The sequence below is a fragment of the Mesorhizobium sp. NPDC059025 genome (genome assembly GCF_042739655.1).
Lineage (GTDB): Bacteria > Pseudomonadota > Alphaproteobacteria > Rhizobiales > Rhizobiaceae > Mesorhizobium.
In genome coordinates this window covers 415,930-429,928 of sequence record NZ_JBHYIM010000005.1, presented here as the reverse complement: position 1 = coordinate 429,928, position 13,999 = coordinate 415,930, and the positions used below count along the sequence as shown (strand labels likewise).

Sequence of the window (13,999 nt, the reverse complement as noted above, 5' to 3'; positions counted from 1 at the left end):
TCCTTCATCATGCCGTCGAAATCGGTGGCGGTGACTTCGGCCGAGACCGGACCCTCGACGATGTCGCAGATCTGTTTGGTGACCTCATCGATCTTGCCGCCGGACTTCAGGATCAGCGACGGGTTGGTGGTGACGCCATCGAGCAGGCCCAGTGCGTTGAGCTCCTGGATTTCCTTCACATCAGCGGTGTCGACGAAGAATTTCATGGCTGTTCATTCCTGGTTGCATGGAGGGGTTTGGCCAGTGCCTGGCCGGTCGAGGAACCGCCGTGGTGCCCCCACCGCGAACGTCCTCCAACGGCATGCCGCAGGGAGCAGCGGCCGGCACTGGCCAAACTGGTTGGGCTCACGCGGGCACCGCCGGATCCTTTCCGGAAGCCCACAGAACCATGTTGCTCATCAGCCTGCCGTAGTGCGGCCAATCGAGGAATTCCGCCGACAGCCAGTGGGGACCGATGTCGGTCGTCCATGCCACGCTGCGGCCCTTGCCGATGCAGCGCGTGGCAAGCAGCGGCCAGTGGCTGTTGCGGTGGCCGCAGGTCGCCACGAGGATCGAGGAGCCGTCATATCGGAACGACACCTTGTTCAGTCCGAGAATGGCGGGCAGCGGCTCTTCGATCCCGGCCAGGATCGGATGTGTGTCGCGGCGTATCGTCGGTTTCAGGCCCTCGGGTACCTCGAGGCCGTCGCTGTAAGGCAGGCACCGCACCGGAAGCACGTCTTCCACCGGCGTGTCGAAAAACTTCGCGCCGCCGAACATGCCCTGGAAGCCCATATAGCCACCGGCCATGACCAAGCCGCCGCCGGCCTCGACATAGCTTTTCAGGACCTCGAGGCGGTTTACACCGCAACGCCCGAGGCGCGTCTCGGGTGTCATCAGCAGGGAAAGCGCGCCGACGTCGGAGATGACGACGGCGCCATATTGTCGAAGGGCCTCGACGGAGGCCGGGAACTCCGAACCGCATTGTTCGGAGCCGATCTGGGTCACCGCGACATCGGCCTTTGCGAGAGCCGCGTTGAAGGCAACCGCGCCATTGGTCTGCGAGGCGCTGGTGATCACGTCACCGCCCACCGCAACCAGTGTCGTGGCCCGGAACGTTTCGCCGGCCAGCAATATCTTCAAGGCTGCCATTGTCCACTCCTTCGGCGGGCGGTGGCGCGGGTGCGCCCCCGCCCCAACCGGTCAGAACTTGAATTCGGCGAGGTTGTCCGGCGTGACGATCTTGGCCGGCCCGAGGATCAGTTCGCCCTTGGCGCCGATCGTGTATTCGCCGAGCCGCCCGGCCGAGAACTTGTCGCCTTCCTTGCCGGTGATCTTGCACTGGGCCAGCGCCTGGGCGGTCTGGTAGGTGAGATAGCCGAGATCCGAAACATTCCACCAGATGTCCTGGGCGGCGCCATCCTTGATGTATTTCGAAATCAGCGTCGCCGGCGCGAGACCGGTGAGCTTGACCTTGCCGATCATGCCGGCCTCCTCAAGCGCACGGGCCGCGGCAGGCAGGCCGATGCCGGCAGGCACGATGATGGCCTTCAGGTTCGGAAAGGCCTGCACCAGGGCCAGCGCCTGCTGCTGGTTGACCTGCTCGCTCTCCTCGCCATAGGCAACCTGCACCAGCTTCATCTTGGCGAACTTCGCATCGCTGGCCAGCTTGCCCTTGATCAGCTCGATCCAGGCATTCTGGTTGGTGGCGGTCGGCGTCGACGACAGGATCGCGAATTCTCCTTCGCCGCCGGTGAGGTTGAAGGCGCTTTCCAACATCATCTCGGCCAGGCTTGCGCCAAGGGCCTGGTTGACGAAGATCGAACGGGCATCGGCCGCGACATCGGAATCGTAGGAAATGATCTTGACGCCCTGCTTGGCGGCGCGTTTCAGCGCCGGCGCGGTGGCATTGGCGTCATTGCCGGAAATGGCGATCACGCCGACCTGCTGCGACACCAGGCTGTTGATGAACTCGATCTGGGCATCGGCGGTGGCCTGGGAAGGCGCAACCTGGATGGCCTTGCCGCCGATCTCCTTGGCGGCTTCCTCTGCGCCCAGTTGGGCGGCCTTGAAATAAGGATCGGTGTCCAGCTTGGGCAGGAAGCCGACGGTCACCGGCTCCTTGGCGCATTCGTCCGCAATGGCGAATGTGGTCGGGACAAGAAAGGCAGCCGTTGCAAGAAGGGCCAGGCCAAGAGATTTCATGTTACTCCTCCTTTGGTTTTCGGGTCTTGTGGGTGGGGATGTTTCGATCATCCCTTTGTCTCGCGCAGCGCGCGCGACCTGCTTTGCGACTCCTCGAAGGAGCGCCAGTGGTTTCCGACCAGCAGCGAGCCGATCAGGAGCAGCCCGATGATCATGCCCTGCGCGTCGCCGCCGATCTGGTTGAGGGCGAGCACGTTGCGCACGATGGCGATCAGGACGAGCGCGAGCATCACGCCCGTCAGCTTTCCCTTGCCGCCGAACACGCTGACGCCACCCAGAAGGACGATGGTGATCACGTCCAGTTCCATGCCGAGCGCGTTGTTGGCACGGGCGTTGGAAAGGCGCGCCGTATAGACCATGCCGGCGATCGCGGCCATCACGCCCGAGACGATGAAGAGGCCAAGCACCATGCGCCTGGTCCTGATACCCGAATAGCGCGCCACTTCCGGATTGCCGCCGAGCGCGTAGATGCGTTTGCCGGTCGGGGTCTTCTGCAAGAGGACGGCGAAGATCGGAGCCAGGACAAGGAAAGGGATGATCGTCAGCGGGATCTGCGTGCCCGGCACATTGTCGATGCCGAAATCGACCAGCGACGGCGGCAGGACATTGATCGAGCCGGTGCCGAGCAGGATGTAGCCGAGGCCCCTGTACAGCGCCATCGTGCCCAGCGTGACGACGAGCGACTGCAGCGCAAGCGCCGAGACGAGGAATCCGTTGAAGGCGCCGAGTATGCCGCCGAACAGCAGCGTCAGCGGGATCGCGGCGGGCATCGGCACGCCGGCCTGCAGCAGCAGGCCGAAGATCACCGACGACAGCGCCAGGAGCGAGGCGATCGAGAGGTCGATCTCGCGGACGATGATCAGCAATGTCATCGGCAGGATGAGCAGCGCCTTCTCGGACACGCTGGCGGCAAGCTGCGACAGGTTGAAACCAGACAGGAAGTTGGGGACGAAAACCGTAGCGTAGCCGAAGACCAGCGCGCAGGCCGTGGCCAGAAGCAGATCCCAGAAGTCGATGGACGCAAGCAGCTTTTTCATGACGATCAGCCTCGCTTTGCCTGGTGGCCGCGACGCACGATCAGGGCGTCGATGCCGATGGCGATGAGGATGACCAGCCCGTAGACCGCCTGCAGCCAGAGCGGATCGACCCTGACCAGCGTCAACCCGTTGCGGATGAGCAGCAGGGTGAGCGCGCCGAGGGTCAGGCCGAGCAGCGTTCCGGCGCCACCCCTGATGGCGACCCCGCCGACAACCGCCGAGGCAATGACGGTCAGCTCGAAACCCACGGCGACGCGGGCGTCGATGGTGGCATAGCGCGAGGCCCAGAGCGCGCCGCACAGGCCGCCGAGCAGCCCGGCGATGGCGAAGGCCGCCAGGATGCGCCTGTCCGCCGGAATGCCGATCAGCCGCGCGCCATCCGGATTCGAACCGACGGCGAAGAGTTCGCGGCCGAACGATGTCCGGTAGAGCAGGACATAGGCAGCCAGAAGCACCAGCGCGGCAAGGACGACGATGAGCGGGATGCCCAGCATCCTGTAGCCGGTCATGTTCAGCCATCGCTGCGTGACCTCGTCGGCGCTGACCTGATTGCCGGCCGCCCACAAGGAATTGAAGCCGCGATAGATCGACATCGAGGCCAGCGTGACGACGATGGAGGGGATCTGCCCCCTGGTCACGACGAGACCATTCAGCAGTCCGGCAGCGAGGCCAACCGCACAGGCCACCGACAATCCGACCAGGATGTCGCCGCCGGGGAAGGCCTGGACCGCGCTTGCGGCCATGTAGGCGGAAAGGCCGATGACGGAGCCGATCGACAGGTCGATGTTGCGGGTGATCAGCACCAGCATCTGGGCAAGGGCAGCGACGATCAACAGGGCGGCATCCATCGAGACCGCCGTGAGATTGGCGGCGCTGACCATGCGCGGATTGATGATGGCAACGGGAATGACGACCGCCAGCATGGCTGCCAGGAGCCCGAGCTCGCGGCGCTTCAGGAAATCCAGCCGACCGGCTTTTCCGGCGCCCGGCTGATCATCCACGGAATGGGCCGACGCCCTGGCGATGTCGCTGGTGGTGGCGGCCTCGAGGACCTTTTCCTGCGAGACCCCGCCCTTGACGAATTCGGCGGTCTTGTGCCCTTCGCGCAGGACAATGATGCGGTCGCACATGCCGATCAGCTCGGGCATCTCCGAGGAGATCAGGATGATGGCCATGCCCTGCCGGGCGAGATCGGCAATCATGGCATGGACCTCGGCCTTGCTGCCGACGTCGATGCCTTGCGTCGGCTCGTCCAGGATGAGGATGCGCGGTTCCGTGCGCAGCCATTTGGCCAGCACGACCTTCTGCTGGTTGCCGCCCGACAGTTCCTTGACCGGCTGCTGGTAGCCCGCGAAGCGGAGTTTCATCTGCTTGAGGAAGCCGGAGACCAGTTCGGTTGCCCGCCCCGCGTTGTAAAGACCGCGCGGAGCGGCCCGATCGAGACTGGGCAGGATCGCGTTGTCCAGGATCGAGAAATCGGTGACGAGGCTTTGTCCGAGGCGATCCTCCGAGACATAGGCGATGCGTGCGCGCATCGCATCGATCGCCGACGCGAACCGGACCGGCCCGCCGTCGATCAGGATGGTGCCGGCGTCGGGCCGGTCCACGCCGAACAGGGCACGTGCGATCTCGGTGCGGCCGGAGCCGACAAGGCCACCCAGCCCGAGCACCTCACCGGCATGCAGGGCAAGATCGATGCCGGAGAAGGCGCCGGCTCGGGAAAGCCCCCTCGTCTCGAGAACGAGGTCGCCCCGGGTCTGCGTCCGCTCCGGATAGAGCTCGGTCAGTTCACGACCGACCATCATGGAGATGGCGCGGCCACGGCTGAGCTCGGCCTTGGCGCAGACGTCGATCAGGCGGCCATCGCGCAGCACCGCGATGCGATCGGCGACATGGAAGATCTCGTCCATGCGGTGACCGACGAACATCATCGCCACGCCGCGGGCCCGCAGATCGTCGACCACGGCGAACAGCCGGGTCACTTCCCGTTGCGAAAGCGCCGCGGTCGGCTCGTCCATGATGAGGACGCGGGCGTCGAGAGAAAGCGCACGCGCAATCTCGACCAGTTGCTGCTCGGATGTGCGCAGCGTCCCGAGCAGGGTTTCGGGCGGCACGTCCAGCCCGACGGTGGCGAGGATCGTCCCGGCCTTCGCCGAGGCGGTTGCGGCGTCTATGCCGCCGAAGCGGTCACGCGGCATATGCCCCAGATAGATATTCTCGGCCACGGACAGGTCGGGGAACAGTCCGGGATGCTGGTGCATGACGGCAATGCCGGCGGCCTGGGCATCGTGCGGCGACCGGAACGCGACCGGATGGCGATCGACATGGACGCTTCCCTCGGTCGGGGCATAGACACCGGCCAGCAATTTCACGCAGGTGCTTTTTCCGGCGCCGTTCTCGCCGAGCAGCGCGAGGACCTCGCCGGGACGCAGATCGAACGAGACATCCCTGATAGCGACGGTACCGCCGAATGCCTTGGTGACCCCGATCAGGCCAATGGGCGCGCCTGCGGCTGCCTCCCGCTGCACATCGCGATGCGCATCCATTCTCCGCCGACCTCCCGTAGCATCAAATGTTTTTTTAACTTGCTATATTAAATGCGATCGGATGACAATGGCGAAAATTGACTTCGCTGGAAGCGGCATGCGAAGCTCATTCATTACGAAGGGCTAACGCAACGATGCTTCAGTGCGGCCTTCGCGACGGGGGCCGAGGCACGGAGAATTCTCTTGAGCGGAAAAGGCAGCAATTCCATCAAGTTGAGGCACTACAACGAGCGTTTCGTGCTCGATGCCGTTCGCCGCATGAAAGAAGCCTCCAAATCGGACCTCGCCAGGGCGGCGAATCTCACGCCGGCCGCGGTCGCCGATATTGTCGATGGGCTTGAAGCGTCCGGTTTCGTTAAGCAGATTGGAAAAAGGTTCGGACAGCGTGGTTCGCCGTCCATCCTGTACCGACTGACGCCGGAACGCATCTACAGCGTCGGCATCAAGATCGGCCGACGGGCGCTCGAAGCGGTGCTTGTCGATTTTGCCGGCGAGATCCGATCGCGGGAAACCCATGAATACCGCTATCCCGCGGCGGACATGGTGCTGCGCGGCGGCAACACGGCGCTCGCCAATTTCCGCAAGCTGGTGAACAGCCTCGACGAAGCCTCCATCGTCGGCGTGGGCATCGCTTCACCCTACTTTCTCGGCGACTGGGGTGACGAGCTCGGCTTTCCGGAAGATATCGGCGGAAGCTGGGCCGCCATCGAACTGGAGAAATTCTTCGACATCGATCCGAAGACACCCGTCTTTGTCGAGAACGACGCGACCTCCGCGGCCCTGGCCGAACTGGCACAAGGCATCGGATCGCGGTATCGCGACTTCATGCATGTGTCGATCGACACCTTTGTCGGCGGCGGCCTCGTCCAGGGCGGCAAGGTGCATACCGGTCCGCATGGCAACAGCGCGGCGCTCGGGCCGCTGCCTGTCTCGCCGTCGAAACTCAGTTCGGCCTCGCGCAGCTCGGCAAAGTACCAGAGCCTGCTGCATCGTGCATCGATCTATGTGCTGGTGAACCATCTCAAGGCCCACGGCATCGACATCAACCGCGTCCGCGAACTGGACCCGCTGCCTGCAGGCGCCCGCGAGCCGCTGCTCGAATGGATGGACGATTGCGCCGAGGCACTGGCCGAAGCCGTCATCGCCATCACCTCTGTCATCGACATCGAGGCGATCGTCCTCGACAGCATCCTGCCGCGATCGATCCATCAGGATCTGCTGGCGCGCGTCCAGGCGCAGTTCGGTTCCGCCAATGCGGTCGGCATCATCGCGCCGGACATCGTCTCGGGCCAGTTTGGTCCGGAAGCGTCGCCGCTTGGCGCCGCCCTGCTGCCCTTCTCGGTTCTCTTCGGCCCGGACTCGGGCGTGTTGATGATCGGCAAGGACAGGACCAAACTGCCCGGCAGCCTAGCCACCTTCGCGGCAGGGTAGACAGCGGCAGCGCTGGGGCAGCCCGCGCCCCGACCTCACTCGAGGGATGTAGAACCAACCGGCAGGTCAAAGACCAGGAGCCCCGGTTCGTCGAGCGGCAGTTGCGCGGCCACGTCGCCAGACGGGCTGAGGACCGCGGTCGGGCCCCAGCATATCTGCCCGTCCCTTTCGCCCGTCACGTCTGCCGAAACCAGCCACATCCCGGTCTCGCGACAGCGCTCGGCCCGCACCGCATTGTGGGCGTGCCGGTATTTTTCCGCCGTATGCCGAGGCAGCATGTTGTTGGCCGGACATACGATGAGAGAGGCACCGCTGTCGGCCAGGGACTTCGACGCAGCGGGAAAATTGGTGTCGAAACAGATGTTGATGCCGAACTGCAACCTGCCGACCGCGAACACATCGGCACCATCTCCAGGATAGAAGCACCGTTCGCCGGCGAGCAGGCGGGTCTTGCGATAGCGCCCGACGAGCGCCTGATCGCGCACGACCACTGCGGTGTTGAAAAGCCGGTCTCCCGCGATCTCGATCAGGCCGAACACGGTCGTCGGCGCGTCTGGCGGAAACATACGCAGCAACGCCGTGAAGGCCGGCGAGCCGAGATCGAGGGCATGCCGGCGCGCGGCCTGCCCGTCGGTCAGATAGCCCTGGAGGAAACATTCCGGCAAGCACAACAGCGACACGCGCTCGCGCTGCGCCTTGTCGACCAGATGCAGCATGTATCCAGTCGCTGCCGCGATATCCTCGCGGAATTCAGGCGTCTGAGCGGCCGCGATGCGAATGGTGGTCCCCATGGCGCGATCCTAGAGCAATTCCAGGAAAAGTGTGTAGCGGTTTTCCGTCCGGAATTGCGTTAAAACAAAGAGTTAGAGCGTTTCCGCCTCTTAAGAAAATGCCAGACCGCTGCGCGCCTTTGCTGGAATTGCTCCGCGGCATTTCCGCTTTCCGTGAATTGCGGGGCTGCTGCTGGCTCGCCTTTTCCACCTCGGTGGCCATGCCGAACCGGCCGATGGCGCGATAGGCCCGTGCGTGAGAGCGACAGAGGCACAGACATGGCTGAGATTTCGTTCCTTTCCCTGGCGCACGTGCCGCTCGCCGAGGCATGCGCAACGCTGAACGCCGGCTATGAAGGCTACGTCGTGCCGGTCGCCTTCGATCCCGTGTCGCTCGCCCGCCGCATCCAGGCGGAGCACATCGACCTGGTGGCGAGCCAGCTGCTGCGCGTGGACGATCGGAGTGCCGGGATCATGCTGATCGCGCGACGCGGCCACACCAGCCGCCTCGCGGCGCTCGGCATCGCGGCCCCTTTGCGCGGCACCGGCATCGGCGCGCGGGCCGTAGCCGCGGCGATCGCCGAGGCGCGCTCGCGCGGAGACCTGCGGCTGGTGCTCGAAGTGATCGACAGCAACACCAAGGCGATCTCGACCTACACGAAGGCCGGCTTCGCGCCACGCCGCAAACTGGCGGGCTACACGCACGATCCGGTCCCGCCCGCCGCATGGGAGGACAGTCTCATGCCTTGTGCGGCAGACGACATCCTGCCGTTGCTGCTCGGTGCCTGGCCCGATGATGCGAGCTGGCAGACGTCACCGCTTTGTTTTGCCGGCGCAACGAAGCCGATCGAGGCGTTCCGGGCCGGCGACGCGGCCGCACTGGTCGATGCGAGCGGACAGGCGGTGCGGCTGCTGGCCTTCGCGGTCCGCTCGCCACGGCAGGGCATCGGCCGGCGTTTCATGCAGAGCCTGCTGGCACGGTTTGCGGACCGGCCCTGGACGATCCCGGCAACACTGCCCGCCACCCAGGCCGCCGGCTTCCTGGCCGCTACCGGCTGGAAACAGTCGGCACTGTCGCAGCTGGAGATGGAGCTGCGACCGGGATAAGGCCAGTCATCGGGCCAAGCTGTAACGCAGTATGGGACGTGCAGCCGCGTGCCGCGCCACTTCCTTGAAGCCTGCCCGGATAAAGGCCGATGCGACACCCGGAAATGTGTTTCGGGTGCTGCCAGCTATCGTCGTATCGATCGGATAGGCCTCGACGGCTGGTGCGCCAGCGAGTCTGGCCACGTTCAGCGCGGCTTCGATGAGTTCGCTCATCACCCCCTGCCGCCGGTGGCGATGGTGCACATAGAAGCAAGGTATCGACCAGACCGGGCTGTCATCCACCCGCACGAACCACGGCGCCCTTTCAAGCCAGGGAAGGTCGCTGCGCGGATACAAGCGGCACCAACCCACCGGCTTCTCTCCGTCGAAAGCCAGCAAGCCCGGCGGCGGATCTCCGGCAATCTGGTTTCGCAGCGCCTTCCTGTTCTCCTCGCGCGGTCCATGGTGGTACGAGGCACCGACACACCAGTACATGCACCAGCATCCATTGCTCGCACCCGCCTTCCCGAAAAGCGCTTCCAGATCAGGCCAGAGTTCGGGAGTTACGGATTGCACATGCATATCAATGATCTCCGATGCAGGATCATATCACCTGGAATGTCGGAGCCGTACCTCGACCATTGTCGCGGCCACTCACAGCGGCAGCACGGTTGCTGCGGCCTGCTTCAGCAGCGCGATCGTCTCCATGGTGCGCTGCTCGCCCATCCTCTCGGTAAGCGCATAGATGCCGACCGTCCTCTTGCGCGCGGGATCGGTCAGGGACAGGCGGTGCAGTCCGCGGCGCTCGAACTCCTTCGCCATTACGTCGGTGTGGTTGATCACCGCATCGGTATGTTCGACATAGTCGAGGCAGGCGGCGAGCGAGTTGGAGGCGAACGTATAGTGCTGCTGGTCGAAGGCGCTGTCGGCGAGGGTCTGTGTCCATGTCTCGAAGAAACGCTGGTGCCGTGCCTCGGGAACGGCGGTGCTGACCATCGGGAACCGATCGATGTCGGCCAGGGTACAGGGACGCCCCAGAAGAGGATGGCCCTCGCGCACGAAATATCCCGCGCCGACCTGCATGAGCGGAATCAGTTCGGTGCCGGTGTTGTGGCTCAACCCCTCGATCTCATGCGAGACGAACATGGAGATGTCGCCGCCAAGCAGCAGGTCCATGCAACGCAGCTGGTTGCCGAGGCTGACATAGATGCGCGCGCCAGGGTGGCGTCTGGAATGCTCGACCACCATGTCGCGGATGAACAGCGACCACCACGAATAGCCCGAGCCGATGCGCAGGCCTTCCTCCGTGCGCTCCCGCTGCCGCTCGAGCGCCTTGAGCGTGTTGTCGTAGAGACGCTGCATCAGCCTGGCGTTCTGATAGAGCGTTTCGCCATATTCCGTCAGCCGAACGCCACGCGGCGTGCGAATGAACAGAGGCACGCCCATCGTCTCTTCCAGCCTGCGCATGTTGACGGTCAATGAGGGCTGCGAGACCAGTGCGGCCGTCGCGCCGCCGCTCATCGTGCCGGCCTCCGCGACAGCCATGAATTGACGCAGCATCTTGTTCATCGCCTGTCCTCCACCCATAGATTTTATCTATATCGAAGACGGTACTTCGTATTTTTCTTTCGATCCAGCCTGTGCGACCTTGGCCCGTCTAGACAAATTGCCGGATATCCCCGGCAGGGGACGCAAGGTGCCCACATGGCCGCGGGAGGAACCGGCCGGTGGAACCGCACGGGCGTCCCCGGGGAAATGGCCGGTGAACCGGGAGGAACCTGAAATGCGATTCCATATCAACAGGCGCCATTTCATGGCGGGCCATCTCAACAGACGCCAGCTCCTGGCGGGTTGCTCGGCAACGCTCGCATTGGCTTCGCTCGGGCCCGCATTCGCGCAGCAGCAGCGGCTGCGGATGATCTTCTGGGGCAGCCAGACGCGGGCGGAGCGGACCTATGCCGCCGCCGACCTCTTCATGAAGGCCAATCCCGGCACCAGCGTCGAGGGCGAGTTCCTCGGCTGGAACGACTATTGGGCCAAGCTCGCGACGCAGACCGCCGGCGGCAACGCCCCCGACATCATCCAGATGGATTATCGCTACATCGTCGAATATGCGAGCCGCGGCGCGATCGCTCCCCTCGACGATTTTGTCGGAACCGCCCTCAATGTCGCGGACTTCGATCCGCTGCAGGTCGACAGCGGCAAGGTTGGCGGCAAGCTCTACGGCATCAGCCTCGGCGCCAACTCCGTGGCCATGATGGTCAACAGGGCGGTGTTCGAAAAGCTGAAACTGCCGTTGCCGGACGCAAGCACCACCTGGGATGATTTTTCCCAGCTGGCGGTGGAAATCACCAATGCCGGTATCCGCCGCGGGTTCTATGGCGCCGCCGATGGTTCGAAGAACGAACAGATCTTCGAGAACTACCTGCGCCAGCGCGGCAAGGCCCTCTATACGGCGGACGGGCAGCTCGCCTTCGATGCGACGGACGTGGCCGAATGGTTCGACATGTGGGCCAAGCTGCGCGAGGCCGGTGCCATCCCGCCTGCCGATATCCAGGAACTCGACCAGCAGAACATCGACACCTCGCTGCTGACCCAGAACAAGGTGGCCGTGGCCTATGCCAACTCCAATGAGCTCGTCGGCTACCAGAAGCTGAACAAGGATGCGGTGGCACTGGCGAATTTCCCCCGGCTCACCGCCGAGTCCAAGGGTGGCCACTATCGCAAGCCGGCGATGTTGTTCTCGGTGTTTGCGAAATCGCCGAACCAGAAGGGCGCCGCGGAGTTCATTTCCTATTTCGTCAACGATCTGGAAGCGGCCAAAGTGCTTGGCACCGAGCGGGGCATTCCGGAATCCTCCAAGGTGCGCGACGCGTTGTCCGCCACGCTGGACGATGTCGGCAAGACGATGCTGTCCTATGTGTCCGGCCTCGGCGACCTGGCGGCAAAGCTGCCGCCGTCGCCGCCGAACGCGGCCGGCGAGGTGCTGATCGCATTCCAGCGCACCGCATCGGGCGTGGCGTTCGGTTCGCAGAGCAGTTCGGATGCCGCCCAGGCCTTCGTTGCGGAAGCCGCTGAAATCCTGAAGCGCAAGACATGACAGGGGCCGCGCAGCCGATAGTGGCGGCAGGTGGCGAAGGCAGGCCGTCCGGCTGGTCCAGGCTCACGGACAATCTCGGTCCGGGCTATCTGTTCCTGACGCCCTGGCTGATCGGGCTGTTCTGCTTCACGCTCGGCCCCATCGTCTATTCCTTCTATCTCAGCTTCACCCGGTTCGATCTGCTGACGGCACCGGACTGGGTCGGGCTGGAGAATTACCGGCGCATCCTGACCGAGGATCCGAAGTTCCTCGCCTCGATGCGGGTGACCTTCCTCTACGTGCTGTTCTCGGTGCCGCTGAAGCTGGCCTTCGCGCTGGCGGTGGCCATGCTACTCAACAAGGGCATCAAGGGGCTCACCCTCTACCGGGCGATTTTCTACCTGCCGTCCCTGCTCGGCGCGAGCGTTGCGATCGCAACGCTGTGGCGTACCATCTTCTCGGCCGACGGGCTGATCAACCAGTTGCTGTGGTCCTTCTTCGGCATCAATGGGCCGAGCTGGATCACCAATCCGAAATACGCGCTCTGGACCCTCGTCGTGCTCGGTGTCTGGCAGTTCGGTTCGCCGATGATCATCTTCCTGGCCGGGCTCAGGCAGATCCCGCAGGACATGTATGAGGCAGCGAGCCTCGATGGAGCGAGCGGCTGGCGGCAATTCTGGAAGATCACGCTGCCGTTGCTGACCCCGATCGTCTTCTTCAACATGATCATCCAGACCATCGAGGCGTTCAAAAGCTTCACGCCGGCATTCATCATCTCGGGCGGCCTGGGCGGTCCCGTCAACTCGACGCTGTTCTACGCGCTCTACCTCTACCAGGAAGCCTTCAGCTTCTTCCGCATGGGTTATGCCTCGGCGCTGGCCTGGGTGCTGCTGGTCATCATCTCGCTGTTCACGGCGATCTCCTTCCTCACCTCCAGATACTGGGTGCACTATGACGACTGATGCACGCCCGGGCTCTCTCGAGGCCGAACTGGCGGACCGGCGCCCGCTGTGGCGGTCGCTGCTCATCCATGCCGCGCTGATCGCGATCTGCTTCGTGATGATCTATCCGCTGCTGTGGATGATCTCGGCATCCGTCCGTCCACATGACGAGATCTTCAGCTCGGCGGGGCTGATCCCATCCTCGGTCGACTGGAGCGCCTACTGGCGCGGCTGGAACGGCCTGCGCGTCTCGTTCGGAACCTTCTTCCTGAATTCCTTCGTCATCGCGGGCCTCGCCGTCATCGGCAATGTGCTGGCGTGTTCGCTGACCGCCTTCGCCTTCGCGCGATTGGAATTCTTCGGCAAGCGCTTCTGGTTCGGCGTCATGCTGGTGACGTTGATGCTGCCCTATCAGGTCACGCTCATCCCGCAATATGTGCTGTTCCTGAAGCTGGGCTGGGTCGATACCATCCTGCCGCTGGTCGTGCCGAAATTCCTCGCCGCGGATGCGTTCTTCGTCTTCCTGATGGTGCAGTTCTTCCGCGGCATCCCGCGCGAGCTCGACGAGGCGGCGATGATGGATGGATGCTCGGCCTGGCGCATCTACTGGAAGATCATGCTGCCGCTGTCGACGCCGGTGCTGGCGACGGCCGCGGTCTTCACCTTCATCTGGACATGGGACGATTTCTTCGGTCCGCTGATCTATCTGAATGACATGCGCCAGTACACGGTGATGCTCGGCCTGCGCACCTTCACCGACTCCACCGGCGAGAGCGATTTCAGCGGCCTGTTCGCCATGAGCGTTGCGAGCCTGGTGCCGATCTTCCTGCTTTTCCTGGTCTTCCAGCGCCTGCTGATCGAGGGCATCGCCACCACGGGCATGAAAAGGTGACGGCGGCCCGCCGACCTCACGCATCCACAATCC

The 13,999-nt window shown here is 63.9% G+C and carries 13 protein-coding genes; 5 read left to right on the top strand and 8 right to left on the bottom strand.

The genetic code is table 11. The annotated features are described in order from the left end of the window. The 5 genes from ACFWYE_RS15575 to ACFWYE_RS15555 form a co-directional block, all read right to left on the bottom strand. Positions 1-206: transaldolase family protein (locus ACFWYE_RS15575; RefSeq protein WP_379112513.1), on the bottom strand; the 206-nt coding region annotated here is incomplete at its 3' end. Positions 207-345: 139 nt separating this feature from the next. Next, complete coding sequence (locus ACFWYE_RS15570; RefSeq protein ID WP_379112511.1) at positions 346-1,131, bottom strand: glutamine amidotransferase; 786 nt, start codon at positions 1,129-1,131, stop codon at positions 346-348. A 51-nt stretch (positions 1,132-1,182) separates the two neighbouring features. Continuing rightward, positions 1,183-2,184 carry a rhamnose ABC transporter substrate-binding protein gene (locus ACFWYE_RS15565; RefSeq protein WP_379112509.1) on the bottom strand — a complete coding sequence of 334 codons (1,002 nt, stop codon included), beginning with the start codon at positions 2,182-2,184 and terminating at the stop codon, positions 1,183-1,185. Between the two features lie 47 nt (positions 2,185-2,231). Beyond that, entirely contained in the window at positions 2,232-3,221 is a 990-nt protein-coding gene (locus ACFWYE_RS15560; protein ID WP_379112507.1) for an ABC transporter permease, read from the bottom strand. Between the two features lie 5 nt (positions 3,222-3,226). After that, the gene (locus ACFWYE_RS15555; RefSeq protein ID WP_379112505.1) at positions 3,227-5,767 is read right to left on the bottom strand and encodes an ATP-binding cassette domain-containing protein; all 2,541 of its coding nucleotides are present in this window, start codon (positions 5,765-5,767) and stop codon (positions 3,227-3,229) included. Positions 5,768-5,950: 183 nt separating this feature from the next. Here ACFWYE_RS15555 and ACFWYE_RS15550 point away from each other — a divergent pair, with 183 nt between their 5' ends. Further along, entirely contained in the window at positions 5,951-7,198 is a 1,248-nt protein-coding gene (locus ACFWYE_RS15550; RefSeq protein ID WP_379063712.1) for an ROK family protein, read from the top strand. 35 nt (positions 7,199-7,233) lie between these two features. Here the strand turns inward: ACFWYE_RS15550 and ACFWYE_RS15545 are convergent, their stop codons facing one another. Continuing rightward, positions 7,234-7,989: a carbon-nitrogen hydrolase family protein gene (locus tag ACFWYE_RS15545; protein WP_379112504.1), complete on the bottom strand. Its 756-nt coding sequence runs from the start codon at positions 7,987-7,989 to the stop codon at positions 7,234-7,236. Between the two features lie 258 nt (positions 7,990-8,247). Here ACFWYE_RS15545 and ACFWYE_RS15540 point away from each other — a divergent pair, with 258 nt between their 5' ends. Beyond that, positions 8,248-9,075, top strand: coding sequence for a GNAT family N-acetyltransferase (locus ACFWYE_RS15540; protein WP_379112503.1), 828 nt, complete (start codon positions 8,248-8,250; stop codon positions 9,073-9,075). A 6-nt stretch (positions 9,076-9,081) separates the two neighbouring features. Here ACFWYE_RS15540 and ACFWYE_RS15535 read toward each other — a convergent pair whose 3' ends face one another. After that, positions 9,082-9,549 (bottom strand): GNAT family N-acetyltransferase, encoded by a 468-nt coding sequence (locus ACFWYE_RS15535; RefSeq protein WP_379112501.1) that lies wholly within the window; start codon positions 9,547-9,549, stop codon positions 9,082-9,084. A 159-nt stretch (positions 9,550-9,708) separates the two neighbouring features. Then, positions 9,709-10,623, bottom strand: a complete 915-nt coding sequence (locus tag ACFWYE_RS15530; protein ID WP_379112499.1) for a LysR family transcriptional regulator — start codon at positions 10,621-10,623, stop codon at positions 9,709-9,711. Between the two features lie 244 nt (positions 10,624-10,867). Here ACFWYE_RS15530 and ACFWYE_RS15525 point away from each other — a divergent pair, with 244 nt between their 5' ends. Genes ACFWYE_RS15525 through ACFWYE_RS15515 form a run of 3 tightly spaced genes read left to right on the top strand, consistent with a single transcriptional unit; the run spans position 10,868 to position 13,966 of the window. Continuing rightward, positions 10,868-12,154, top strand: coding sequence for an ABC transporter substrate-binding protein (locus ACFWYE_RS15525; RefSeq protein ID WP_379112531.1), 1,287 nt, complete (start codon positions 10,868-10,870; stop codon positions 12,152-12,154). Next, positions 12,151-13,095 carry a carbohydrate ABC transporter permease gene (locus ACFWYE_RS15520; protein WP_379112497.1) on the top strand — a complete coding sequence of 315 codons (945 nt, stop codon included), beginning with the start codon at positions 12,151-12,153 and terminating at the stop codon, positions 13,093-13,095. The genes ACFWYE_RS15525 and ACFWYE_RS15520 overlap by 4 nt, the downstream gene beginning before the upstream one ends. Next, positions 13,085-13,966, top strand: a complete 882-nt coding sequence (locus tag ACFWYE_RS15515) for a carbohydrate ABC transporter permease (protein WP_379112495.1) — start codon at positions 13,085-13,087, stop codon at positions 13,964-13,966. The genes ACFWYE_RS15520 and ACFWYE_RS15515 overlap by 11 nt, the downstream gene beginning before the upstream one ends. The last annotated feature ends 33 nt before the right edge of the window (positions 13,967-13,999 follow it).

Bases quoted from the DNA above. Each gene is read 5' to 3' on its own strand.
- ACFWYE_RS15525 (WP_379112531.1), top strand. From the start codon at position 10,868: ATGGCGGGCCATCTCAACAGACGCCAGCTCCTGGCGGGTTGCTCGGCA.
- ACFWYE_RS15555 (WP_379112505.1), bottom strand. From the start codon at position 5,767: ATGGATGCGCATCGCGATGTGCAGCGGGAGGCAGCCGCAGGCGCGCCC.
- ACFWYE_RS15545 (WP_379112504.1), bottom strand. From the start codon at position 7,989: ATGGGGACCACCATTCGCATCGCGGCCGCTCAGACGCCTGAATTCCGC.
- ACFWYE_RS15515 (WP_379112495.1), top strand. From the start codon at position 13,085: ATGACGACTGATGCACGCCCGGGCTCTCTCGAGGCCGAACTGGCGGAC.
- ACFWYE_RS15570 (WP_379112511.1), bottom strand. From the start codon at position 1,131: ATGGCAGCCTTGAAGATATTGCTGGCCGGCGAAACGTTCCGGGCCACG.
- ACFWYE_RS15530 (WP_379112499.1), bottom strand. From the start codon at position 10,623: ATGAACAAGATGCTGCGTCAATTCATGGCTGTCGCGGAGGCCGGCACG.
- ACFWYE_RS15540 (WP_379112503.1), top strand. From the start codon at position 8,248: ATGGCTGAGATTTCGTTCCTTTCCCTGGCGCACGTGCCGCTCGCCGAG.
- ACFWYE_RS15520 (WP_379112497.1), top strand. From the start codon at position 12,151: ATGACAGGGGCCGCGCAGCCGATAGTGGCGGCAGGTGGCGAAGGCAGG.
- ACFWYE_RS15535 (WP_379112501.1), bottom strand. From the start codon at position 9,549: ATGTACTGGTGTGTCGGTGCCTCGTACCACCATGGACCGCGCGAGGAG.
- ACFWYE_RS15565 (WP_379112509.1), bottom strand. From the start codon at position 2,184: ATGAAATCTCTTGGCCTGGCCCTTCTTGCAACGGCTGCCTTTCTTGTC.
- ACFWYE_RS15560 (WP_379112507.1), bottom strand. From the start codon at position 3,221: ATGAAAAAGCTGCTTGCGTCCATCGACTTCTGGGATCTGCTTCTGGCC.